This window comes from Pseudomonas sp. W17 (assembly GCF_040268305.1).
Lineage (GTDB): Bacteria > Pseudomonadota > Gammaproteobacteria > Pseudomonadales > Pseudomonadaceae > Aquipseudomonas > Aquipseudomonas protegens.
Map to the genome: position 1 here is coordinate 6,945,630 of NZ_CP158490.1, position 24,520 is coordinate 6,970,149.

Below are 24,520 nucleotides of genomic sequence, written 5' to 3' on the forward strand. Positions count from 1 at the left end.
GGTGTCGCATTCCACCCTCGGTCTGATAACGTGCGTCTATCGATTGCAGCCGTTATGCTTGGCCGCAACCTCACGGACGCCCGCTATGACTCTTACAGAATTGCGCTACATCGTTACCCTCGCCCAAGAGCAGCACTTCGGCCATGCCGCCGAGCGCTGCCATGTCAGCCAGCCCACCCTGTCGGTCGGCGTGAAAAAGCTTGAAGACGAACTCGGCGTGCTGATTTTCGAGCGCAGCAAGAGCGCCGTGCGCCTGACCCCGGTGGGCGAGACCATCGTCGCCCAGGCGCAAAAGGTCCTGGAGCAGGCCCAGGGCATCCGTGAGCTGGCCCAGGCCGGCAAGAACCAGCTGACCGCACCGCTCAAGGTCGGGGCGATCTACACCGTCGGCCCCTACCTGTTCCCGCACCTGATTCCCCAGCTGCACCGGGTCGCCCCGCAGATGCCGCTGTATATAGAAGAGAACTTCACCCACGTACTGCGCGACAAACTGCGCAACGGCGAGCTGGACGCGATCATCATCGCCCTGCCGTTCAACGAGGCCGATGTCCTGACCCTGCCGCTGTACGACGAACCCTTCTATGTGCTGATGCCCAGCGGCCACCCCTGGACCAAGAAGGAAACCATCGACGCCAACCTGCTCAACGACAAGAGCCTGTTGCTGCTGGGCGAAGGCCACTGCTTCCGCGACCAGGTCCTGGAGGCCTGCCCGACCCTGACCAAGGGCAACGACGGCGCCAAGCACACCACCGTGGAATCCAGCTCCCTGGAAACCATCCGCCACATGGTCGCCTCCGGCCTGGGCATCTCGATCCTGCCGCTGTCGGCCGTGGACAGCCATCACTACGCCCCCGGGGTGATCGAAGTCCGCCCCCTGACCCCGCCCGTGCCGTTCCGCACCGTGGCCATCGCCTGGCGCGCCAGCTTCCCGCGGCCCAAGGCCATCGAGATCCTCGCCGACTCGATCCGCCTGTGCTCGGTGGCCAAGCCGCCCGCCGCGAGTTAAGCGCTCGCAATGACTGAGCTGTCGAAAGTGCCGGTCACGGCACTCAAGGGCGTCGGCGAAGCCATGGCCGAGAAGCTGGCCAAGGTCGGCCTGGAAAACCTTCAGGACGTGCTGTTCCACCTGCCCCTGCGCTACCAGGACCGCACCCGCGTGGTGCCGATCGGCGCCCTGCGCCCTGGCCAGGATGCTGTGATCGAAGGCACCGTCAGTGGCGCCGATGTGGTCATGGGCAAGCGCCGCAGCCTGCTGGTGCGCTTGCAGGACGGTACCGGCGGCCTGAGCCTGCGCTTCTACCATTTCAGCAATGCGCAGAAGGACGGCCTGAAGCGTGGCACCCGCGTGCGCTGCTATGGCGAAGCCCGGCCCGGCGCCTCGGGCCTGGAGATCTACCACCCGGAATACCGTGCCATCAGCGGCGACGAGCCGCCGCCGGTGGACCAGACCCTGACACCGATCTACCCCCTGACCGAAGGCCTGACCCAGCAGCGCCTGCGCCTGCTGTGCCAACAGAGCCTGGCCCTGCTGGGCCCGCGCAGCCTGCCCGACTGGCTGCCGGAAGAGCTGGCCCGGGACTATCAGCTGGCGCCCCTGGACGATGCGATCCGCTACCTGCATCACCCGCCGGCGGACGCCGATGTCGACGAACTGGCCCTGGGGCACCACTGGGCCCAGCACCGCCTGGCGTTCGAGGAATTGCTGACCCACCAGCTGTCCCAGCAGCGTCTGCGCGACAGCCTGCGCTCCCAGCGCGCTCCGGTGCTGCCATTGGCCAGGAAACTGCCGGTCAAGTACCTGAAGAACCTGGGCTTCGCTCCCACCGGCGCGCAACAGCGCGTGGGCAACGAGATTGCCTACGACCTGAGCCAGCCCGAGCCCATGCTGCGGCTGATCCAGGGCGACGTGGGCGCCGGCAAGACCGTGGTCGCCGCCCTGGCCGCCCTGCAGGCACTGGAGGCAGGCTACCAGGTGGCACTGATGGCGCCGACGGAAATCCTCGCCGAGCAGCACTTCATCACCTTCAAGCGCTGGCTCGAGCCCCTGGGCCTGGAAGTCGCCTGGCTGGCTGGCAAGCTCAAGGGCAAGGCCCGCAGCGCAGCCCTGGAACAGATTGCCGGTGGCGCACCGATGGTGGTGGGCACCCACGCGCTGTTCCAGGACGAAGTGCAGTTCAAGAACCTGGCCCTGGTGATCATCGACGAACAGCACCGCTTCGGCGTGCAGCAGCGCCTGGCCCTGCGCCAGAAAGGCGTGGGCGGCCGCCTGTGCCCGCACCAGTTGATCATGACCGCCACGCCAATCCCGCGAACGCTGGCCATGAGCGCCTACGCCGACCTGGACACCTCGATCCTCGACGAACTACCTCCCGGTCGCACCCCGGTGAACACCGTGCTGGTGACCGACAGCCGGCGCATCGAAGTCATCGAGCGGGTACGCGCCGCCTGCGCCGAAGGGCGCCAGGCCTACTGGGTCTGCACCCTGATCGAAGAGTCCGAGGAACTGACCTGCCAGGCCGCGGAAACCACCTTCGAAGACCTTTCCAGCGCCCTGGGCGAATTGCGCGTAGGGCTGATCCACGGCCGCATGAAGGCCCCCGAGAAAGCCGCGGTGATGGCCGAGTTCAAGGCCGGCAACCTGCAACTGCTGGTGGCCACCACGGTGATCGAGGTCGGGGTCGACGTACCCAATGCCAGCCTGATGATCATCGAAAACCCCGAACGCCTGGGCCTGGCCCAGTTGCACCAGCTGCGCGGCCGGGTCGGGCGCGGCAGCGCCGCCAGCCACTGCGTGCTGCTCTACCACCCACCGCTTTCACAGATCGGTCGCCAGCGCCTGGGCATCATGCGTGAAACCAACGACGGTTTCGTCATCGCCGAAAAGGACCTGGAGCTGCGCGGCCCCGGGGAAATGCTCGGCACCCGGCAGACCGGGCTCCTGCAATTCAAGGTCGCCGACCTGATGCGCGACGCCGACCTCCTGCCGGCGGTACGCGATGCCGCCCAGGCCCTGCTGGAGCGCTGGCCGGACCATGTCAGCCCGTTGCTGGAGCGCTGGCTGCGCCACGGACAGCAATACGGCCAAGTGTGAACCAACACTCAGTTAGTGAACCCTCGCCATAACCAAGCTGGTTATACTCGTCAAATTGTAGAAAAACGGATACCAGACCATGACAGAAGTTGCCCTCGACATTGCAACCCCACACGCTCCGTCTGTTATCCGGTTGCTGCTCGGCAAGCTGGCCATCAGCTACAACGAAGTGATCGACCAGCCGGGCCTGCCGGCTGCGCGCAAGGTCCAGGCGGTACTGCTGGACGACGCCGTCGGCGCGCTGATGGTGCTGTTCCCGCAGAGCCAGTTACTGGACCTCAACCGCCTGGCCGAACTCACCGGGCGCCGCCTGACCGCCGTTTCCACCGAACGCCTGGAGCGCATGCTCGGCAAGCACAGCCTGAGCCTGCTGCCCGGCCTGCCGGCGCTCACCAGCTCACCGTGCCTGTACGAAGAAAGCCTGCTGCGCGAGCCCTGCCTGCTGATCAACTCCGGCGAGCCCGGGGTACTGCTGGAGATCACCAGCGAAGCCTTCAAGAGCATGCTCAGCAAAGCCAGCGCCGGCAACTTCGGCGAGCCCCTGAGCAGCATTCGCCCCAACCTCGACCGCCCGGACGATGACCGCGAGGAAATCTCCCAGGCGATGCAGGCCTTCACCGCGCGGCGCATCCAGCAGCGCCTGGAAGCCACCATCGAGATCCCGCCCCTGGCGGAAACCGCGCAGAAGATCATCAAGCTGCGGGTCGACCCCAACGCCACCATCGACGACATCACCGGTGTGGTGGAAACCGACCCGGCCCTGGCCGCCCAGGTGGTCAGCTGGGCCGCTTCGCCCTACTACGCCTCGCCCGGCAAGATCCGCTCGGTGGAAGACGCCATCGTCCGCGTGCTGGGTTTCGACCTGGTGATCAACCTGGCGCTGGGCCTGGCCCTGGGCAAGACCCTGAGCCTGCCCAAGGACCAGCCGCAGCACGCCACGCCTTACTGGCAGCAGTCGATCTACACCGCCGCGGTGATCGAGGGCCTGACCCGCGCCATGCCCCGTGCCCAACGCCCGGAAGCCGGCCTGACCTACCTGGCCGGCCTGCTGCACAACTTCGGCTACCTGCTGCTGGCCCACGTGTTCCCGCCGCACTTCTCGCTGATCTGCCGGCATTTGGAGGTCAACCCGCACCTGTGCCACAGCTATGTCGAACAGCACCTGCTGGGTATCAGCCGCGAACAGATCGGCGCCTGGCTGATGCGGTACTGGGACATGCCGGAAGAGCTGTGCACCGCCCTGCGCTTCCAGCACGACCCGAGCTACGACGGCGCCTATGCCGAGTACCCGAACCTGGTGTGCCTGGCCGTGCGCCTGCTGCGCAGCCGGGGCATCGGCTCCGGGCCCCACGAGGATATCCCCGACGCCCTGCTGGAACGCCTGGGCCTGACCCGGGACAAGGCGGACGACGTGGTGAGCAAGGTGCTGGAAGCCGAAGTACTGCTGCGGGAACTGGCTTCGCAGTTCAGCCAAGCCTGAGCCCATTCGCCGGCCAGCCCGCTCCTGCAGGAGGCGGCTTGCCGGCGAAGTTTCCCGGTCAAGCCTTGGGCTTGGCCTTTTTCGGTTTCAGGTACTTGGTCAGCCCCTGGAACCAGATCACCAGGGCCGGGTTGCCCTTGATCTGGATCGACTTGTCCTGAATACCGGTCATGAATGCCAACTGCTTGTTCTTCGCCTGCAGGGTGGCGAAGCCGTAGGCGGCATCCTTGAAGGCGATGGCGAATGCCGGCTCGGGATAGAACCCCGAACGGCTGGTGACGCGCTGGTCCTTGACGAAAAAATGCCGAGCAACCTTGCCGTCGAGCGTCTGCAGCTGGAACACCAGCTCCTTGTCACCCAACTGTTGCTGGAAAGCAGGATTGTTGCGGCTGGCTTTGCCCATCAACAGGCCAAGCACCCAGAGAAGAAAACGGAATTTCATGCACGGCGCCTCAGTGGAATTATTGGATGGCCGGCGCAGTTTAACCTGTAACTCGAAGAGCGCCAGCCGATCTGTTCGATTTCTCGGAGATCGGCTGGCGTTCAACGCTTATCGCGACATCTTGTCAGACAATCGCCAACTCAGACGTTAGGGCAAGGCACCGGTGCCCAGTCACCCAGGTCCGGGTTCTTGCACATGCTGTTGACCTGGGTCTGGCCGGTGGTCGCGACCTTGTTGCTCTCGGCCTGCTTGATCTTGGCATCCTGGATCGACCTCTCGGTGCTCACCGCTTCCTGAGGCACGGTCGGCAGCTTGGGCTGCTTGACCTTCTGTGGCTGTTTTCTCTTGCCACCGGTGGTCACCGTGGTGGTATCGGCGGTGGCGACTTTCACCACGTCGGTACGCTGCACGCCCACTTGCTGCAGATCCTGCTCGTAGGCCTGGTTGTACTTGCTCAGGTCTTCGCTGGCACGGCCGTTCACCGCGGTGATCAGGTCGTTGGACTCCTTCAGGCCGCTGACGATTTCCGCCAGGCGCTTGCGCCCTTCCACGTCATTGATGGTGTTGGCCTTGCGGGAGCTGATCAGGCTGTCGAAGGCGCGCTGGTAGCAGGTCTGGGAAGCGCGGGCATAGGCCGTGCTGCGGTCGATGTCGGCCGCGCTCTTGTTGACGTCGGCAGCGTAGGAAGCGATGCGCTGGTTGTCGTCGGCGATCTGCTTCTGGCGCTCGGTGTAGTAACCGGCTGCGCCACCGGCCAGGGCACCGCCTGCGGCACCGATGGCGGCGTTGCGGCCACGGTGGTCGCCGTCACCGGTCAGGGCACCGAGCAAAGCGCCGCCGGCAGCGCCCAGGGCAGCACCGGTGACCACCGACTTGGTCATGTCCGAATCCGTGGCGCGCAGGTGCTGCACCGGCTCGTAGCAGCTCGGGTAGTACTCGACCTTGGTGGTCGAGGCGACCTTGGACACCGGAGAGGTCGCGCAACCGGTCAATACGGTGCTGAACCCGGCGGCAACCAACAGCAGGTGACGCTTGGACGTTGAAGCAAATGGGTTGCGGGAAAAAAGCATGTTCGTGATCTCGATTAAGTTTGACCAACTCGGCGCGACGCAATGTCGTCCGAGATCCTCCAGGCTCGACAGACAGCGGCCGGTCATGACTTCTGACCGGTCGATGCGAGCAGTTCCTTCAAAATCGTCGCCGGGTCGGCTCGCCGTTGCTGGCGATAATTCCCGACATGGCGAACGAATAACGTAGCGCGCGTCACCAGGCTCTTGCCGAGCACCGGCTTGCGATTGAGCTCTTCCTTGATTCGTTGAAATTGCGCCTGGATCACCGCGTCGGTGTAACGGGTGCCCGTGGCCAGGTTGTCGATGTAGATCGCCACCGCCCCGTCCAGCGCGCTGCGGCCGTTGTCGATGGCTTCGGCGAACAGCTTGGCGCTGGGCTCGTCCTTGGCATCGATGGCCTGCTGCTGGCTCTTCTTCAGGTTGGTCAGGCGGATGTTGTAGTTGTTGATGGTCTCGGCCACCAGGGCCGACGACTGGATCAGGTTGCCGGCCGCCTCCTCGCGCTGCTGGGCGATCAGCGAGACGTTGCGCTTGAGCTCTTCGTTGACCAGCCCCAGCTCCGCCTGCAGGCGCGGGTCGACGCTGGCGGCGATGATGGCGTCCAGGCGCTTGGTGGGGTCCTGCGCGTCGTCGATGGCATCGGTCAGGGACGCCAGGCGGCCCTCCTTCTGCCACTGGGCGAACAGCTCCTTGTAGCGCGAACGGGGCGCCGACAGCGCGCCGATGGCCACCCGGAAACCGGTGGTTTCGTTGCTCTGCTCAGTGCCGTCGGCGCCAAACAGCGGGTACTCGCGGCGCATCCCGGTGAACAGCGTGCCTTCGCCTTCCAGGTAGTTGCCGCCCTTGACCACGAAACCGCCGTAGGTGCCCTGGCGGCGCCCGGCGCGCACCAGCTGGAAGGACTCCTGGACCATCTCGGCAGCGTTGCCGATCACGTCGAACAGGCCGATGGGGTTGGGCAGCTTGGTGCCGATGGGCATCAGGCGCGCGGCCTGGCCGGTACCGCCGGCCACCTGGTTGAACACTGCCCAGTCCGCCAGCGGGCCGTCGTCTTCGCTGCCCTCCACGCGCCGCGGGAACAGGCGGCCTTCCAGCTCCTGGCGGCTGACCGCCTGGCCGCCGCGGGCGGCGTATTCCCACTCCACCTCGGTGGGCAGTCGCACAAAGCCCAGGCCACCATCTTCCGAGGAACTGCCACGGCCGCTGACCGGCAGCAGGTCGCGGTGGTTCTTCATCAGCCAGGCGCTGTACACCGCGGCAAAGCGCTCGGCCTCGAAGCGCGACAGCTTGACCTTGGGCAGGCGCCCTTGCATGCCGTCCGGCGCCTCGCAGGCCGGGGCCGGCTCGCCACTGGCCAGGGACTGGGCCTGGGCCATGACCTGGGCGTACTGGCGGGCAGTGACTTCGTACTTGCCGATGAAATACAGCATTGGCTTGAGGGGCACCCCGGCGCCGCTTTTCGGCAGCGCCGGGCCAATGGTCTTGCCCCAGGCACTGGGCAGGTCCTTGAGGGTGAACTGGCCGTTGATGTAGTCCCGGCGGTAACCGGAAATGAACGACTGCTGGTAACCGCTCTCGCCCTCGCTGAAGGGGTAGCCGAGGTTCACCTCACGGTCGTCCAGGGTGCCCTGGGCCAGCACGTAGACGTAGCGGAACACCATCTCGCCGTCGCAGGGCAGCGGCAGGCTGACGTCATCCGGCAACGGCTTGGGGTTGTCCATCTTGTTCGCCGGCTCTTCGGCCCACACGGCCCCGGCCAGGGTCATGGCCAGCACGGTGCTGATCAACTTATACATCGCGAATTCCTTCACAGGCTTCTATGCGTGACACCCGCCAGCCGCCCAGCGCGGCGGCCAGGGTACTGACGCCCAGCGTCGCCAACAGGGCCAGCCCGTAATGGGCCGGCAGCAGGTGGCTGGCGTATTCGCCGGGCGCCTGCATGAACAAATGATTCAGCCCGGCCTGGGCCAGGCCATACAGGGCGCCGCTCAACAGCGCGGCAAAACCGGCGCTGTACAGCGCCTGGGCCACCACGAACAGCAGCAGCGCACCGGTGGAAAACCCCAGCAGGCGCAACACCGACAGCTCCCGGCGCTTGCGCTCCACCGCCGCCAGGGCCCCGGCGAAGATCGCCGCGAAGGCACCCGCCAGGGCCAGCCCGGCGATCACCCAGAAGACGATGGCCAGGTTGCGGCTCAAGGACTGCACCTGGGCTATGGTCTGGGCCTGGGTCGACACCAGCAGGCCACGCTCGGCGAAATACAGACGCAATGGCTCGACATCCCCCAGGTCGCGGGCGTACAGGCGAAACGCCGGGTAAACCCGCTGCCCGGCGGTTGCCTGGGCATCGCCGAGCCAGCCCAGGGCCGCCACAGCGCGTCCGTCGCGGTAATCCTCGGCGGCTTCCAGCAGCGCCAGCGGGGCGAACAGCGCGTCCCGGGCAAAGGCCTCCAGCGGCAGAACGCCCTCCACCTGGACCCGGGTCCGCTGTACCTCGCTGCGCCCCGCCACCTGCCGGCCAAAGGTCGCCTGCAACCAGTCCCCCGGCTGCACCCCAAGCTTCTCGGCGGCGGTGCGGCTGAGCAGCACGCCACTCATGCCCCGGGGCGCCGGCAAGCGCCCGAGCAAGGGGTCGCCGGCCGCGGTGGGGAGCATTTCCACGGTCAGGCCGATATCCCCCGTGCCCCGGGACAGGTCCGCGGTGGCGGCGATCTGCCGGGTACGCGGCAAGGCAAAGGCCACGTCCGGACGCTGCCCCAACTGGGCGATGAAGTCGGCGCTGAAGCGCCCGCCGCCCAGGGGAATGATCTCGCGCACCGCCGGGTCCTTTTCCAGGCGCTCGGTGAGGCTGCTCACCAGCCCGAACTTGAGCCCGAACAGCACCAGCAAGGGGGCGATCACCGCCACCAGGGCCAGCACCGAACAGGCCGACAGCCAGCTGTCGGCCCGGTAGTCCTGCCAGGCCAGTGCCGCGGTCAGGGAGGCGCGCATCAGCAGGCCTCCCCAAGCGTGGCAGTGACTCCGCCATCGGCGTCGCGCTGGCAGGCGATGCGGCGCACCTGCAAGCCGTTGGCCCGGGCCAGGGGTTCGTCGTGGGTGGCGATCACACAGCACACCCCCTGGTCCCGCGACTGCTGCACCAGCAGTTGCATCACCCGCTGGGCGTTCAAGGGGTCCAGGGCCGCTGTCGGCTCGTCCGCCAGCAATACCTGAGGGTTGTGGGCCAGGGCCCGGGCGCAGCTGACCCGCTGGCGCTGGCCCACCGACAGCGCGGCGGGTTTCTTGTGCAGCTGGTCGGCGATCTCCAGGCGCTCGGCCAGGCGCCGGGGAATGCCCTCGTCCGCCAGCCCTAGCAACTGCCGGGGCAGGCTGATATTCGCGCGCACGTCGAGAAAGCCCAGCAGGCCGCCGGTCTGCAGCACATAACCCAGGTGCCGGCTGCGCAACTGCGCCAGCGCGCTGTGGCCGTCGCCGCGCCAGATCCCGGCAATGTCGATGGCATCCCTGGCCGGGGAGAACTCGAAGCGCGCCGCCGAATCCGGGGCCAGCACCAGCGCCAGCAGGTCCAGCAGCGTGCTCTTGCCGCAACCGCTGGGGCCGACCACCGCCAGTTGATCACCGGCACGCAGTTGCAGCCTGGGGATCACCAGGCTGTAGCGTTGGCGACCCTCGCCGCGGCTCTTGTGCACCTGCGCCAGATTGAGCATCACGGCAGGGTCGACAACGGAACGCGGTACAGGGCATCACCCGGCTCGGCATCACCGAAGCGCACCCAGTTGGCCAGATCGTTATGGAAGGTTTCGTAGAGGCGGATCTTCGAATCCAGCTCGTCGATGAAGTCTTCCTGCTCGGCCACGCTCAGGGACAGCCACAGGTCCTGGGTCATGTTCAGCGACTTGCTGCGGTACGGCAGGCCTTCCAGGTATTCCCCCAGCACGCCGCCGTCGGCCAGGTTGCCGCCCTTGCGCAGGGCCGACGGGTCGCGGCTCATGTAGGCACTGGCGCTGGCGATTTCCTGGAAGAAATCCTTGGGCGAGGTCTGGGTCTTGCGCGCCGCGTCGACGATCAGTTTCAGCGACTGCTGCAAGTCGTTGAGTTGCAGCTTGGTGAGCATCACACAGACCTGGAACGCCGGCAGCGCCGGGTTGGTCAGGTCGCGGTCGGCGGTCCAGGCGCTGACCAGCTGGGGCGCCTGGCTGGCGGACTTGCGGCCGAGGAAGTCCATGTGCATGGCGTAGCCGATGGCCGCCGACTTCTGCGCGATGCTCGGCGCCGCCGCCAGCACCGGAACTTCCTGGCTCTGGTTGCTGCGCACCTGATGCACCAGGTCGGCGAACACCGTGCCGATCTCGTCGACCCGCTCGCCGAACTTGCCCACATCGCCGCCGGGCACCGGAATGTACAGGTCGCCGATCTTCGGGTTGGCGTCGGCGGTCAGCACCCGGTACTGGGTTTCCGCCTGGGCGTGGTTCTTCTTGCCGGCATCGGTACGCAGGTGCAGGGCGTAGATCTTGATCTGCTTGCCCAGGGCTGCCTGGCGCACTTCCGCCTCGTTCATCTGGGTGCGGCTGTAAGGGTCGTTCTTGCGCAGCGCCCCGGCATCGCTGACCAGCAGGATCAGGCGGCCGCCATAGCCCTTCCAGTCCATGCCCTCCACGGCCTGCATCACGCCGGCAAAGGCGTCTTCGTTGAACGAATGGCTGGAGACACTGGTGGCCTTGACCTGGCTCACCAGCTCCTGGAAGCGCTGGGGATCGCGACCCTGGTCCAGGGTCACCAGGGTCTTGGTCACGTACTCCAGGCCCGGGGTCTTGCTGGTGTTGTTGCGAAAGCCCACCAGGCCGAAGCTGACGCTGTCCAGCTCGCCGCGCTGGGCGATCTTGCTTTGCAGCTCGTGCACCACATCGCGCACCTGGTCGATGTAGGGCTGCATCGACACCGAGGTGTCCACCACCAGCACCACCGCTGTGCGGAAGGCATCGCCGGCCGCCGGAGGAGTATTGGCCGGCAGGCGCTTGCCGCTACTGTCGCTGATGCTCTGCGGGCTGTTGCCCGGGTCGATGGAAGCCACATTGAGCAACTGCACCGGCTGGCCGTTCTCGTCGAAACTCTCCTTGGAATCGAAGATCGGCAGCAGGTAGAACTGGTCCTGGGGCACCGCGCTGGCATTGGGCTCCAGGGCCAGCACCTGCTGTTCGTCCTGGGGATTCTTCTGTGCCTTGAGCAGCAGGTTCTTGGCCGCCGCAGGGTCCGCTAACAAACGCTCCAGCTCGCTGGCCTGACGCACGAACATCACCGGTGCACGACCGGAACGCTCGGTGAATTTCAGCACCAGGCTCTGCTTCCAGTCGCTGACCTGTTCGGCCGGCAACCAGCCGGCGCTGCGACCGTCACTGGCGGCCCCCAGGCGCAGCCAGGAGCGGCCGTCGAGGTTCTTGCGCTGATAGACGTAGAGCACCGAGAACGCCGGCACCGCCTGGCCTGGCGCAGCCCCAGGCTCGCTGGAGAAACTCGCCCCTGGCTTGCTCAGCACCCGCTGAAACAGGGTTTTCTTGCCCGGCATCAGCAGCGGTCGCTGGCCGCCGTCGACATCCGCGGCCACCGGCTGACTGGCCGGGGGCGCCACCACCGCAGGCGTGGTGCCGGCTGTCGAGGCGGTCTTGGGTTCTGGCGCCGGGCTGTCGCCCGACAGCCACCAGTAACCGGCGCCCGCCACTGCCAGGGCCACCGCCACGGCGACCCCGGCCAGGGCCAGCACCGGGCCGCGCCGCTGTTCGGAAGGCCCGCTGCCGGCTGGCGGCAGATTGGCCGTGCGCGGCGGCGCAGGCGGCTCCTCGGGCGGCTCGCGGCGCGGCGCCGGCCGGGGCGCCTGCTGCGGGATCTCGATGGACACCGGGGTCAGCCCGGCCAGGTCGTTGCCCTGAGGTACAGGCTGCGACGCAGCCTGGGGTGGCAGCGGCAAGGGCTGGATCAGCGTCGCTTCCACCTCGGCGGTGGCGGTCGGCAGGTTGTCCAGGGCCGCCAGCAAGGCGGCGGCATCCGGGTAGCGCTCGGCCGGGTCCTTGGCCAGCAGCTTGCGCAGGATGTGCTGGTAGCGACCGTGGTGCAGCGGCAGCTCCGGCAGCGGCTCGGTCAGGTGGGCCAGGGCCGTGGACAGCGCGTCGGTGCCGTTGTAAGGCAGCTCGCCCACCAGGATTTCATACAGCACCACCCCCAGGGCATAGAGGTCGGCGCGGCCGTCGATGTCCTGGCCACGAGCCTGTTCGGGGCTCATGTAGCTCGGGGTGCCGACGGCAAAACCGGCCTGGGTGAACTGGGTACGGTCGTCCAGGGACTTGGCGATGCCGAAGTCCGAGAGCACCGCGGTGCCGTCGGCGCGGAACAGGATGTTGGCCGGCTTCACATCGCGGTGTACCAGCCCCTGGGCATGGGCATAGCCCAGGGCCGAGGCGATCTGGCGGATATAGGTCAGGCCCTGCTCCGGGGTCAGCCCGGCGGCGATGCGCTCTTTCAGCGTGCCGTTGGGCAGGTACTCCATGGCCATGTAGTACAGCTCGCCGACATTGCCGATGTCGTGGATGGTCACGGTGTGCGGGTGCGACAGCCGCGCCAGGGTCTTGCCCTCGCGCAGGAAGCGCTCACAGAAGCTCGGGTCGGCGGCCAGCGCCGCGGCCATCACCTTGAGTGCCACCTTGCGTTCCAGGGAACGCTGGGTCGCCAGGTACACGCTGGCCATGGCGCCTTCGCCAATTTCGCCCTGGATGTCAAAGCCGGGAATCAGAATGTCCATGGTCAGTGTCCTGCGGCCTTGATCACGATGGCGGTGATGTTGTCCGGAGCGCCCCGGGTCAGGCCCAGGTGGATCAGGCTGCGCACCACGTCATTGGGCTCGCTGTGGCTGAGCACGTCACGCAGCTCAAAGTCCTCGGCGGTCTTGTTCAGGCCGTCGCTGCACAGCAGGAAGGTGTCACCGTCCTGCACCTGCAGGTCGATCTGGGACAGCTCCAGCTGGGCCTCGACGCCAATCGCCCGGGTCACGATGTTGGCCCGCGGGTGCACCCGCGCCTCGGCCTCGCTGAGCAGGCCGCTGTCCTGCAGATCCTGGACGTAGCTGTGGTCCCGGGAAATGCCTTCCAGCTGTTCGTCCCGCAACCGGTACAGGCGGCTGTCGCCGGCCCACAGGCACACGGCCCGGGCCCCGCGTACCGCCAGCAGCACCACGGTGCTGCCCATCATGGTCACCCCACGGTTGGCGGTTTCCTCGCGCACTGCGGCGTTGACCGCGGCCAGGCCGTTGCGCAGCGCGGCGACATAGTCGTCCAGGCTGTCGGCGGCCGGAACCGCCCGCAGGCTGTCGACGATCAGGCTGCTGACATAGTCCCCGGCGGCGTGCCCGCCCATACCGTCGGCCACCAGCCACAGGCCGGTCTCCGGGGCTTCGAGCCAGGCGTCTTCATTGATTTTCCGCACCATGCCGACATGGCTGTAGCTGGCGGACTGGTAGGACAGTTGCGGCGCTGAACGCATTTAGACGGCACCCTCTTGTCCGAGCAAAAATTGCGCAAATTCACTGGCCGGCGGCAGGCCCTGGCAGCGCAACAGCATTGGGCTGATGTACTGCGAACCGCGCCCCCACCAGGCACTCGATCCCGCGCAGGCCTGGGCCGCGAGTACCGCGCCCCGGGCCTGTGGATCGCTGACGTAAAACCGCTGCAGGCCGGCGTAGTGGCTGCCTTCGATCCGGCTGGCCGGGCTTGGCGCGCCCAGGGCCTGCAAGCCCTCTTCCAGGGCTTCGAAACTGGCGCCCTCTTCCAGGGTCGCCAGCAACAGCTCTTCCACCTGTTCGAACCACTGCTCCGGGCCGCCGACCAACGAAGCCAGGTCAGCCTCGGGCTCCAGCAGCGCAGCCACGGTCAGGGGGAAATAGCGCCCCACCCGGTCGATGCTCGGCATCACCACCCCGACCGCCGCCTGGGGCCCGCAGACCCCGGGGGCCAGGGCGAAGCGCCACAACGGGCTGATCAGGTATGCGTTCAGCCACTGCTCGCCCAGGGCGTTCTGGCTGGCCAGCAGCCCCGCCGCCAGCCAACTGTCCCAGGGGCCGATGAAACTCTGCGGCAGGCCACGGCTGACAAAATCGCCGCGGCTGGCCAACTTGCCGTACAGGCCCGGCGCCGTCATAGCCGCTCCGGCAGGCTGAAGCCACTGAGCACCCGGCTCTTGAACGGGTTGAAGGCGCTGCTGGCCCGCAGCTCGTAGGAAATGCTCGCACCGTCCACCCGTAGCCGCAGGTTGAAGCGGTCCGGCGAATTGGTGGCGGTCAGGTCCGACTGCTCCAGCAGGCGGAACCAGGCCCAGGGGCCATCCAGGGTGATCCCGGAACGCCCGGTGGCCGAAGGCGGCATGATCGACAGGCGCACCACGCCGATGCTCCCCGGGTTGGGCCATTGCATGGCCACCGGCCGGCTCGGGCCGTGGTCGTAGCTCAGTTGCTGGCCATCCAGATCGAGGAGGAACTGGCTGATATTGGCGTCCATCGCCACCGGTTTGAGTTCGAAACGCACGGCCGGCTGGGTACCGCCACTGGAGCGGAAGAAGGCGTCGCGAATGTTCGAAGCGCGCTGGAAGGTCTGCAGCACGCCAGGGGAAATCCCCAGCTTCTGCGCCGCGCCTGGCTGCCAGCTCCAGGTGGTGGTCGAGGTGTTGACGTAGGGCTGCAGGTACTTGCGGAAGTAGTTGTCCATCACCCCGCCGGTGCCGAAGAACTGGCCGAAGTCTTCCAGGGTCGCGTCCCGGGAGCTGCCCGGCGACATCGGATAACGGCCGCTCAGGGACTGGCGATAGACGTTCACCACTTCGCTGACCCAGGCCGCGTTCAGCTGGTTGCGCACCCCGCCCATCATGGTGTTGGTGGTGGAGCCCACCACCGACTTGACCAGCCCCTGGACCACCGGAGGCTGGCGCTCGGCGGTCAGGCTGACCCGCGCCGCAGCGGCGCTGGCCTGGTTCTTGGCCTCGCCCAGCAGCGCGTCGCCGCTGGCCCCGACCATGGCGCTGACCTGCACGTACAGGGCGTTCATGTCCGCCAGCAGGCCGTCGATGGCCGCCGGCTCGCCCTCGCCCTTGCTCACCAGGCTGTTGAGTTCGGCAAAATGCGCGCTCACCGGGTCTTCGCTGCTGGCCACGGCAGCCGGGTTGGCCGACTGTTCCTGGCCCAGCAGGGTACCCAGGCGTTGCTTGAGCTGATCCACACCGCCCTCGACCTTCTGGCCCTGGGCCGCCAGCAAGCGTTCTTCCTGTTGCAGGTCGGTTTCCTTGGCCACGGCCACCAACAGCTTCTTCAAAGGCGAAGTGGGCCCGGAAAGAATCCGCAGCACGTCGGCGGCCTGGGCCACGCTGGTGATCGGCACGAAGTCGATGTCCGCCAGCAAGGCGTCCCACTGACGCAGGTAATCCTGGAAGTACAGGCGGCGCACGTCGGCGGCAAGGCTGGCGACGTTCTGCTGGTCGGCCTGATCGCGACCCAGCACCCACTGCTCCTCCGCCAGGGTGCCTGCCTGGTTGAGGCTGGCCAGGAGGAAGCCCTGGCGGTAGCCCTTGGCGGTGAACAGCCCGCTCAGGGGCTCGCTCAACGGCTTGCCGCTCTTGCGGGTGAACACCAGCGCGGCGTCACGGCCACCGGCCTCGCTGAGGCGAAAGTCCGGCACGCCGTCCGGCAGCTTGGCGCGCTTGACCCGGTCATACACCCGCTGGGCCACCGGCAGCTGTTGCAGTTGGCGGCGCAGGTCGTCGATCAGGCGCTGGTCCAGACGCGCGTTCGGTGGATGTTTTTCGAACAGCGCCTGCAGGTGCCCGGTCAGGGCCTGACGCTGGTCCGGCGGCAGGTCGCGGGCCAAGGTGTGATCCCAGTCCAGGGTGATCCAGGCCTTGATGAAGTCCGGGTCGTAGTGCTCGCTGTCCGCCAGCATCAGGTAGGCCTTGAGCCCCTCGTAGAGGAAGTCCGAGTTGCCGCCGCTGTGCAGTTGCTCTTCGATGCGGGTCATCAGCCGTGGGGCGAACACCGCCACCAACAGCTTGCGATAGACGCTGGCGGACTCGGCTTCGAGCATGTCGCCCTGGTACAGGCCCAGGCCTTCGGCCCAGCCCGGGGCGTCGCCGGCCAGGTGGCGGGTGGCGTTGAGCAGCGGCAGCACCGCCAGCACATCGCGCTGGGCCGGGCTGAGGTTCTGCACGTCCTGGCGCACCGGGCCGACGCGCTGGTCGACCTGGGCAATGTAGGCCTGGTTGGCCCTGTAGCTGATGATCCACAAGGTGCTGACCACCAGCACCAGGGCTACGGTGCCAGCCAGGGCGCCACGGGCGATCCATTTGCGCCGGCGCTCGACCTTGGGGTTGACCCCCACCAGCCCGCGCTCGGCAAAGGCCACGGCACTGAACAGCTTCTCGATGAAGTAGCTGCGCCCGGTGCCGGTCTGCCGCGCCAGGTGCTGGCGGTCCAGGTTCATGCTCTGGGCCATGGCGCCGATCAGGCGGTCGATCGGGCTGCCTTCCTGGGTGCCGCTGGTGAAGTACACCCCGCGCAGCAGTACCCGCTCTTCGAAGGCATTGGGCTTGAACACCCCTTCCAGGAAGCTCTGCAAGGATTCCTTGAGCGCTGCGAACTGCTGCGGGAAGCCGTAGATCAGGTCGCGCCGCGCCGGGTCGCGTTCCTGCTGCAGGCGCTCCACCAGGCGCTCGTTGAGCCGCTGCTCCAGGGCCGCCAGTTCCGCCGGCAGGTGAGCCAGGGGGCTGTCACCGCTCTTGCCGTCGTCCAGGGCGAAGGTCATGCCCCAGACCTGGGCCCGCTCTTCCTTGCTCAGGGAGTCGAAGAACTCCATGAAACCCGGCACCAGATCGAGCTTGGTGAGCATCAGGTAGATCGGGAAGCGCACTCCCAGCTGGGTGTACAGCTCCTGGATCCGCAGGCGGATCGCTGCGGCGTGGGCAGCGCGCTCCGCTTCGCTGCCCAGCAGCAGGTCGGAGAGGCTGATGGCAACGAAGGCGCCATCGATCGGCCGCCGCGAGCGCTGGGTTTTCAGCAGGTCGAGAAAGCCCAGCCAGGCTGCCTTGTCCACCGTGGCATGGCTGTCCTGAGTGGTGTAGCGGCCGGCGGTATCGAGCAGCACGGCCTGGTCGGTGAACCACCAGTCGCAGTTGCGGGTGCCGCCCACGCCGCGTACGGCACCGGCGCCCAACTGGGCGGCCAGGGGGAAATGCAGGCCGGAATTGACCAGTGCGGTGGTCTTGCCGGAACCCGGCGGACCGATGATCACGTACCACGGCAGCTCGTAGAGATTGCGTCGCTCGTCACCGCCGAGCTTGGCCTTCTTCAGCAGCGCCAGGGCTTCGTCCATGCGCTGGCGCAGGGCGGCCAGTTCCTCGGCAGTGGCCACGCTGTCCGGGTCCGGCGGGGTGTCGGCGGCCAGGCTCTGCAAGACCTTGGCCGCATTCCGACGGGCCTGGATGATGCAAAACACCCGGTAGCCGATCCATAGCGCGAAGATGAAAATGATCAGCGCCCAACGCCGGCCTTCCGGTACCAGGAACTCCAGCAACGGGCCAATGAACCAGATGATCAGGCTCAGGGCGATCAGCCCCAGCAGCGGGATCACCCAGCGAATCACAAAACTGAAAAACGCCTTCACTCGACCCCCTCCGCCAATACGCTGATTTCTACCCGACGATTACGTGCCCGCCCTTCGGCGGTGGCATTGGTTGCCAGTGGCTCGGTGTCGCTGCGGCCTTCGGCGCTGAAGCGCTCCGGCTGCCCGGTCTTCGCCGCGAGGATCTGCAGCACCGATTCGGCGCGCGCCTGGGACAGCTTCCAGTTGGACGGGAAGCGCAAGGTGGCGATCGGTCGGTTGTCGCTGTGGCCGGTGATCCGCACCTGGCCCTTGACCTTGCGCACGGCGTCGGCGATGCGCAGCATCAGCGGCTGGTAGTCGTCGAGGATGCTGGCGCTGGCCGAGGCGAACAACTCGTCGCCACGGATGGTCACCACCGAACGGTCGACGGCATCTTCCACCGCCACCCGCCCGGCCTTGATGTCCTCGGCGAGGAAGCCCGCCAGGCGCGGACGCTCGACAATCTTCGGCTGGATCACCGGGCGGTCCAGGGTCTGCACCGGGATCTCGCCCAGGGCATGGATGTTCTTGAACACCGGCTCGGCGTCCGCCGCCAGTTTCAGGCGCAGGCCGAACAGCAGCGCCAGGAGCAGGGCCACGCCGATGGCGATGCCGACCCAGGGCGGCATGAACTGGGCCAGCCGGTCACGAGCCACGCTGACCCCGCGCCAGTGTGGCGACAGCTCGCGCTCGTGCTCGCCACGGGCGCTGCGGATGGTGGCCGCGGTGCGCTCGCGCAGGGCCTCGAGCTGGCTGCGACCATCGATCATCACCCGGTAGCGGCCTTCGAAACCCAGGCACATGCACAGGTACAACAGCTCCAGCAGGTACAGGCGCTCGCGCGGGCTTTGCAGGCAGTGCTCCAGCAGCTGGAAGACCTTCTCGCCGCCCCAGGCCTCGTTGTGCACGGTGATCAGCAGGCTCTGCTTGCCCCAGTCGCTGGTGCTGCCCCAGGGCGTGCTCAGCACGGCTTCATCCAGGGCAGTACAGAGCGCATAGCGCGCCAGCAGCACGTCGTTGCGCGGCACGCCGGCGGCTTCCGCGCGCTCCTCGAACTGGCGCAGGTAGGCCAGCAGTTGCGCCCGCAGGCTGGCCGGCGCCGGGTGCGCCAGGGTGCTGCGCAGCCTTGTGAGCAAGGCCAGCAGTGGGCCCGCGGCGCTTTCCAGGGGGTTCAGGCCACGGGCCTGGCCGGCCGGCAGCGGCGCCGCCGGCATGGCCAACGACGGCGCGGGCGCAGCAGCTGGGCGCCCGGGCTCGGGAGCACGGCCACCGGGGCGCGGCATGAATTGGGTACGGTCGTTGGGCGGGGACGGCTGCCCTGGCGAATCGTCGAAAGGATGCATCGCGACTTATCCTCGAATGGCCCAGAAGGCCAGGTTCAAGCCCGGGAATTCTCCCGCGACGTGGAACGCGAAGCCGCCGGAGTGAACCAGTTGTTTCCAGTGCTCGCTGCCACGGTCCAGCTCGTAGTAGGTCGAGCCTGCGTGGTACGGCAGTTGCCGCGGCGCCACCGGCAGCGGCAGCAGGCCGATGCCCGGCAGCTGCAGGTTGACCAGGTCGCGGATGTGCTCCACCGAACCCACCTTGCTCTGCTGGGCGAAGCGCCCGCGCAGGGTTTCGCCCGGCACGTCGGCACGCACCACCAGGATGAAGCTGGCGTTCTCCAGCAGGGTGCGGTCGGCCAGCATCGCCACGTGTACGCCGTAGGCTTTCTCGACGATGGGGATCGGCGTTGCCTTGCTGTCGATCAGCATCGACAGCGCTTCACGCAGGGCCTGCATCACCGGGGCGAAACTCATGGCCAGCTCATCGTGCTGGTACTGCGGGTATTGCTCAGGGCGCCGGGCGCTGTGGGTGAAGGTCGAGAACTCGCCGGCCAGGCTCACCAGCTCGCTGAACAGGCGCTCGGGGTGCAGCGGGCTGATCTGGCTCAGGTGGTTGACCAGGGGCTGGGCGCGGTTCACCAGTTGCAGGAGCATGAAGTCGGCGATTTCCGAAGCGCCCCCCGCGCCCGATGCCACCACGCGCCCGGCCAGGGCCTCGCCGCGCTGGTGCAGCAGGCCCAGCAGTTCGCTGCGAAAGGCGCTCAACGGCTTGGACGCGGCCACGTCCAGCACCGGCGGAATGTAGCTGTCGTCCAGCACCAGAGCACGATCGGCGCGTTTCTCCTTGACCCGCACCACGCCAATGGCGGCGTAGTCGCTGAGGCCGTCCTGGGCGGTGAGCAGGCGCAGGGCCCGAGAGCCCACGGCCACCGGCGCGCGGTTCTCGAACGGTGCGTTGTCGTCACGCACCTCGCGCACCTGGCTCAGGTAGCGGGCACCGCCCAGCTCTTCGCCCTCGTCCACGGTGTCCCGGGCGCCGGCGCGCTTGAGGGGCAGCGCCAGGTACACCAGGCCGTCACGCAGGTTGTCGTCGATGCACAACGGGCTGGGCGCCAGGTCGTCATGGGGAATGTTGAACGGCGTGCCGTCGGGCAGCAGGCCACGGGCGCTGACGATGGCCAGCTTGCCCTGGGCCAGCAGGCCCTGATCGATACGCAGCTCGGAGAACCCCCAGGCTCCCGTCGACAGCGGGCGGCTGCGGGCGTCGATGAGGTTTTCCAGGTAACGGTCATGCTGCTGGAAGTGCTGGGTTCCAATGAACATGCCTTCCGACCAGACCACGCGATTGTTCCAGGACATGGTTGCTCCGATTGCCTATTGGGCAGGACTGGATGGGGATGCCACGAGCTCGGCGCTGACCGCGCGGACGTCGAGGACGATCTGATATTGGTTGTTCAGGCGCTGCGCGGTGTTGACCCCGACCCGCCACAGGGCCTGGTCCACTTCGCGATAGCCCACCAGCAGGCCGACCTGACGGGTGGCCGGGTCCAGGGTGCGCTTGAGGGTGAACTGGTCGCCGGGCTTGACCAGCACTTCATCCTGGTCGATCAGGTCCGGGCCGAGGGTCGCCGGCGCCCGCTCCGCCAGGGCGAAGTAGTCGGCGCGCATGAAGGTGGCCGGATTCTTCAGCTCGAAGATCCGTACCCGCACCGGCGTGCTCTGGCCATCAGGCCCGGGGTTGAGCCCGCTGACCGCCTGGAAATGCAGCTCCACAGTCGTGGCGCCGGGCGCTTCCTTGGCCGGTTCGCCGGGAGGTGGTGTGTCCTTGGCACAGGCCGCCAGTACCAGCATGGCAACCAATGTCAGCAATCGTTGAATCATCCTGCGTCCTCAATGACGTATCAGCTGTCCGTGTATCCGTATTTTTCGGGTGTTCCAGGCGCACTCAGGAACGGCGCAGCCGGTGGGTGTGTTCTTCATAGGCGCGGCTGAACTCGCGACCGAAGAGGTCCTGGAAATCGTCCTGGGCCTCTTGGGAAATCTGTTTGTAGAGTGCAGTGAACTGCTGCCAGTTCTGCGCCTGGCGCGAGCCGCTGAACAGGTTGCCCAGGCCGCCGGGGCGAGCCATGCGGGCTTCCAGTTCAGTGGGCTCGAAGCGCCCCAGCAGGTGCTTGATGGCCGCTTCCACACCGGCCATGACCGCCAGCTGGTGGGCCCGCAGGTCATCGAAACTGTCCTGCACGGCCTGATCCGGAGCCATGAATGCCTGGTTGCTGTGGCGCAGCAGCAGGAGCATGGCCTCGTCCACATTGGGGGCGAACTTCAGCGGGTTGTTTTCCACCGGGCGGATCATCGTCTGCTGCATGCGGAACTCGCCCTTGAGGCTGCTGCGGGCACGCAACACATCGATCAGGCCCTCGACCATCAACCGGTAGCTGCGGCCCAGGCTTTCCATCTGGGCCTGGGCCTGCTGCGGCTCGATACGCAGTTGATCGAGCCCGGCCCCGCGCAGGAAGGCCTGGAGCAGATCCACCTGGGGAGCGACCGGGGCCGGCGCGGGCGTGACAACAGGAGCCAGCTCCACTTCGGAAACCACCGGTGCCACGGGCGCCTGGGCGATCGGCTGCGGCTGCGGCTGCGGCTGCGGCTGCGCGGGTTCTGCCGCGAACGGGGCCTGGTGGGCAACCGGCGCGACGGCAACCACCGGCGGGGCAATCACGGGCGGCGCACTGGGCACTGGCGCAGGGCTTGCGGGCGTCGAGCCGAACAGGTCCCAGTCCTCCGGAATCATCGCCCCGCCTTGGGGCGCCGATGGCTCAGGTGGTGCCACGGGCTGGGGCACCGCGGTGGGGGTCGGCGGGCGAAAATCGTGCTGCTCGGCCGGCACGTGGTCCGGCTGGGTGGCCGGCGGGGTCGCGCTGGGGGCGAGAAAGTCGAACAGATCGGGAAAGGTGTCCTGGGCCGAGGCACCCTGGAAGTGCGCCACCGGGGCCATGGAAATCGGTTCGATAGGGGTCGGCGACGCCGCCTGACGCCCCATCAGCGCCTCGAAACTATTGGAGCTGTCCCCGGAAAAGGGTTCAGCCCCAGGGCGGTTCAGACTGAAATCGATGCGCGCACTGATTTCATAATCGCCAATGCGAATAACCTCGCCATCTTCCAGAGGCTCGCTGCTACCCCGGCGCATACGAATACCGGCACGGACTAACTCCACACCATTAGTACTGTTATCGGTCAGATAATAACGGCCATCCTTGTATTGGATGACACAGTGCCGCGCGGAAACTAAGCGTTCGGGATCAGGAAGTACCCAGTCATTATCGGAACTGCGGCCAATTGCCATCATTCCCTGGTCCATTAGTTTTTCAGGGCATTGACCGGGGGTAATCTTGTGATAACTAGTGATAGTCAAACACAGCGACATCGCGCCTCCTTGCTGTACTTCCGCGTGCGAACCGGCGAAGGGAAAAAAGTTCCGTGAAAAAATGAAAAGTCCGCAAAAAATCCTTTAAACAGCGCCGTTCACAGCATGATCGCTCAACTTAAACTACACGCATGACAAAAGCCTTTCGTACCGCCCCGATCTGACTCGCCGGTCAAGGAACTAATAAGGCGACATAACACTGTCATGCGGGGCGAATAGCTTACCTTGACAAGGCACAACTACTACACCAAAAATGCACAACTTCTTGAACACGGATGATGGCTCACTAGTATCAACGAGTCCATATAAACCAAGAAATGTGCGCGAGTTCACAAACAAACTAGTGCATTAATTGCCTGACTGTCCTGCAGGCTGATAGGGAGATCAAACCAGGTGGATGTACCGATGTTGCTCGCCGCGGTTTCAGCAACTTCGCCTTGTGGCGAAGACCTGGAATATGACGCGGATTTCTTGCACTTGGAGCGGGCCGCACAGGGCCAGCCCGAGCGCAGCATGGGCGACTCGATCCTGCCGGCCGAGCCGCCGGACTGGCGCAGCATCCAGCAACAGAGCCTGGACCTGCTGGCGCGCAGCAAAGACCTGCGCATCACCCACTTCCTCCTGCAGAGCACCCTGGCCCTCGAAGGCCTGCCGGGCCTGGCCACCAGCCTCGAACTGATCGACGGCCTGCTCCGGGATTACTGGGCGGACCTGCATCCGCGCCTGGACGCCGACGACGACAACGACCCCACAGTGCGCATCAACGCCCTGGCCGGCCTGGCGTCCGACACCACCATCGGCCTGCTCCGCGAAGCCATCCTGACCCGTTCCCGGACCTTCGGCCCGGTGAGCCTGCGAGCCGCGCTGAACGCCGCCGGCCTGCAGCACTTTTCCGGCGAGAGCCTGGGCTCCGACCACCTGGCCGGCGCCCTGCAAGACAGCGACCCCGAACACCTGGATGCCATTCGCAGTGCCTTGAGCGCAGCCCGCTCGGCGGCCGAAAGCATCGAGAAACAGGTCAGCGAACAAGTAGGCTCGGCCAGCGGTGTAGACCTCACGGCCCTCAAGCAACCCCTGCGCCTGGCGCTGCAGGTGCTGGGCCAGCACGCCCCGCAAGGCGTGCAGAACGCGGTCGAGGAACACGCCGATGGGCCGTCCACCGAAGAGCCCGGTGCGCCCGCAGCGCCAGCCCCGGTACGGATTTCCGGCGAGATCAGCAGCCGCGAAGACGTGCTGCGCAGCCTTGACCGGCTGCTGGCCTACTACAGCCGCCACGAGCCTTCGAGCCCGTTGCCGGTGCTGCTCAACCGGGCCAAGAACCTGGTCAACGCCGACTTCGCGGCCATCGTGCGCAATCTGATTCCCGACGGCATGTCCCAATTTGAAAACCTGCGCGGCCCTGAATCCGACTAACCCCGGAACAGCCGAGCAGTATCGTCAGCGGCAACCACCGACCGACGCCAACACCGTCGCAGCAGCGACCAGGAGCACAACGTGGCGAAGCAAAGTTCTCAAAAGTTCATCGCGCGCAACCGCGCGCCCCGGGTGCAGATCGAGTACGACGTCGAACTCTACGGCGCCGAGAAAAAGGTCCAGCTGCCCTTCGTCATGGGCGTGATGGCCGACCTCGCCGGCAAGCCCGTGGAGCCCCTGGCGGCCGTGGCCGATCGCAAGTTCCTGGAAATCGACGTCGATAACTTCGACTCGCGCCTCAAGGCCATGCAGCCTCGGGTGGCCTTCCACGTGCCCAACGAACTGACCGGCGAAGGCAACCTGAGCCTGGACATCACCTTCGAGAGCATGGACGACTTCAGCCCGGCGGCCGTGGCGCGCAAGGTCGATTCGTTGAACCAGTTGCTGGAAGCCCGCACCCAGCTGGCCAACCTGCTGACCTACATGGACGGTAAGACCGGCGCCGAAGAAATCATCATGAAAGCCATCAAGGATCCGGCGTTGCTCCAGGCCCTGGCCAGTGCGCCAAAGCCTGCTGACTCCGAGCCGAACGCGTAAATCAGGACCAACGAT

Annotated in this window: 18 protein-coding genes; 5 read left to right on the forward strand and 13 right to left on the reverse strand. The window is 66.6% G+C overall.

The features are described 5' to 3' along the window. The first annotated feature begins 85 nt into the window (after positions 1-85). The 3 genes from ABCR88_RS32090 (at position 86) to ABCR88_RS32100 (ending at position 4,571) form a co-directional block, all read left to right on the forward strand. Positions 86-1,006 (forward strand): hydrogen peroxide-inducible genes activator, encoded by a 921-nt coding sequence (locus tag ABCR88_RS32090; RefSeq protein ID WP_011064238.1) that lies wholly within the window; start codon positions 86-88, stop codon positions 1,004-1,006. A gap of 9 nt (positions 1,007-1,015) precedes the next feature. Next, positions 1,016-3,091 carry an ATP-dependent DNA helicase RecG gene (gene recG, locus ABCR88_RS32095; protein WP_015637474.1) on the forward strand — a complete coding sequence of 692 codons (2,076 nt, stop codon included), beginning with the start codon at positions 1,016-1,018 and terminating at the stop codon, positions 3,089-3,091. Between the two features lie 79 nt (positions 3,092-3,170). Next, positions 3,171-4,571, forward strand: a complete 1,401-nt coding sequence (locus tag ABCR88_RS32100) for an aminoacyl-tRNA deacylase and HDOD domain-containing protein (RefSeq protein ID WP_011064240.1) — start codon at positions 3,171-3,173, stop codon at positions 4,569-4,571. A gap of 58 nt (positions 4,572-4,629) precedes the next feature. Here the strand turns inward: ABCR88_RS32100 and ABCR88_RS32105 are convergent, their stop codons facing one another. From ABCR88_RS32105 to tagH, 13 genes are all read right to left on the reverse strand, one after another. Then, positions 4,630-5,013: a hypothetical protein gene (locus tag ABCR88_RS32105; RefSeq protein ID WP_015637475.1), complete on the reverse strand. Its 384-nt coding sequence runs from the start codon at positions 5,011-5,013 to the stop codon at positions 4,630-4,632. 140 nt (positions 5,014-5,153) lie between these two features. Then, a complete protein-coding gene (gene tagQ / locus ABCR88_RS32110; protein WP_011064242.1) occupies positions 5,154-6,083 on the reverse strand; it encodes a type VI secretion system-associated lipoprotein TagQ in 930 nt (309 codons plus the stop codon). A gap of 83 nt (positions 6,084-6,166) precedes the next feature. After that, positions 6,167-7,849, reverse strand: a complete 1,683-nt coding sequence (locus ABCR88_RS32115) for an SUMF1/EgtB/PvdO family nonheme iron enzyme (protein ID WP_350024160.1) — start codon at positions 7,847-7,849, stop codon at positions 6,167-6,169. Between the two features lie 22 nt (positions 7,850-7,871). Continuing rightward, positions 7,872-9,074 carry an ABC transporter permease gene (locus ABCR88_RS32120; RefSeq protein ID WP_015637478.1) on the reverse strand — a complete coding sequence of 401 codons (1,203 nt, stop codon included), beginning with the start codon at positions 9,072-9,074 and terminating at the stop codon, positions 7,872-7,874. After that, on the reverse strand, positions 9,074-9,790 hold the full coding sequence (locus ABCR88_RS32125) for an ABC transporter ATP-binding protein (RefSeq protein WP_011064245.1): 717 nt from the start codon (positions 9,788-9,790) through the stop codon (positions 9,074-9,076). Before ABCR88_RS32125 ends, ABCR88_RS32120 begins: the two co-directional genes overlap by 1 nt. Further along, complete coding sequence (locus tag ABCR88_RS32130) at positions 9,790-12,873, reverse strand: serine/threonine-protein kinase (RefSeq protein WP_053154566.1); 3,084 nt, start codon at positions 12,871-12,873, stop codon at positions 9,790-9,792. The genes ABCR88_RS32125 and ABCR88_RS32130 overlap by 1 nt, the downstream gene beginning before the upstream one ends. Positions 12,874-12,875: 2 nt before the next feature. Beyond that, complete coding sequence (locus ABCR88_RS32135) at positions 12,876-13,610, reverse strand: protein phosphatase 2C domain-containing protein (RefSeq protein WP_011064247.1); 735 nt, start codon at positions 13,608-13,610, stop codon at positions 12,876-12,878. Then, entirely contained in the window at positions 13,611-14,264 is a 654-nt protein-coding gene (gene tagF, locus ABCR88_RS32140; protein ID WP_011064248.1) for a type VI secretion system-associated protein TagF, read from the reverse strand. After that, positions 14,261-17,767 carry a type VI secretion system membrane subunit TssM gene (tssM, locus tag ABCR88_RS32145; RefSeq protein WP_053154574.1) on the reverse strand — a complete coding sequence of 1,169 codons (3,507 nt, stop codon included), beginning with the start codon at positions 17,765-17,767 and terminating at the stop codon, positions 14,261-14,263. Before tssM ends, tagF begins: the two co-directional genes overlap by 4 nt. After that, positions 17,764-19,089 (reverse strand): DotU family type VI secretion system protein, encoded by a 1,326-nt coding sequence (locus tag ABCR88_RS32150; protein ID WP_015637481.1) that lies wholly within the window; start codon positions 19,087-19,089, stop codon positions 17,764-17,766. Before ABCR88_RS32150 ends, tssM begins: the two co-directional genes overlap by 4 nt. Positions 19,090-19,095: 6 nt before the next feature. Beyond that, positions 19,096-20,430 carry a type VI secretion system baseplate subunit TssK gene (gene tssK, locus ABCR88_RS32155; protein WP_011064251.1) on the reverse strand — a complete coding sequence of 445 codons (1,335 nt, stop codon included), beginning with the start codon at positions 20,428-20,430 and terminating at the stop codon, positions 19,096-19,098. A 15-nt stretch (positions 20,431-20,445) separates the two neighbouring features. Next, entirely contained in the window at positions 20,446-20,952 is a 507-nt protein-coding gene (gene tssJ / locus ABCR88_RS32160; protein WP_041120398.1) for a type VI secretion system lipoprotein TssJ, read from the reverse strand. Between the two features lie 64 nt (positions 20,953-21,016). Then, complete coding sequence (tagH, locus tag ABCR88_RS32165) at positions 21,017-22,495, reverse strand: type VI secretion system-associated FHA domain protein TagH (RefSeq protein WP_350403878.1); 1,479 nt, start codon at positions 22,493-22,495, stop codon at positions 21,017-21,019. A gap of 393 nt (positions 22,496-22,888) precedes the next feature. On the opposite strand from tagH, the gene tssA reads away from it, so the two are divergent. Both tssA and tssB read left to right on the forward strand, forming a co-directional pair. Then, positions 22,889-23,908: a type VI secretion system protein TssA gene (gene tssA, locus ABCR88_RS32170; protein ID WP_350403879.1), complete on the forward strand. Its 1,020-nt coding sequence runs from the start codon at positions 22,889-22,891 to the stop codon at positions 23,906-23,908. Positions 23,909-23,989: 81 nt separating this feature from the next. Next, entirely contained in the window at positions 23,990-24,505 is a 516-nt protein-coding gene (gene tssB / locus ABCR88_RS32175; protein WP_011064255.1) for a type VI secretion system contractile sheath small subunit, read from the forward strand. Positions 24,506-24,520 lie beyond the last annotated feature (15 nt).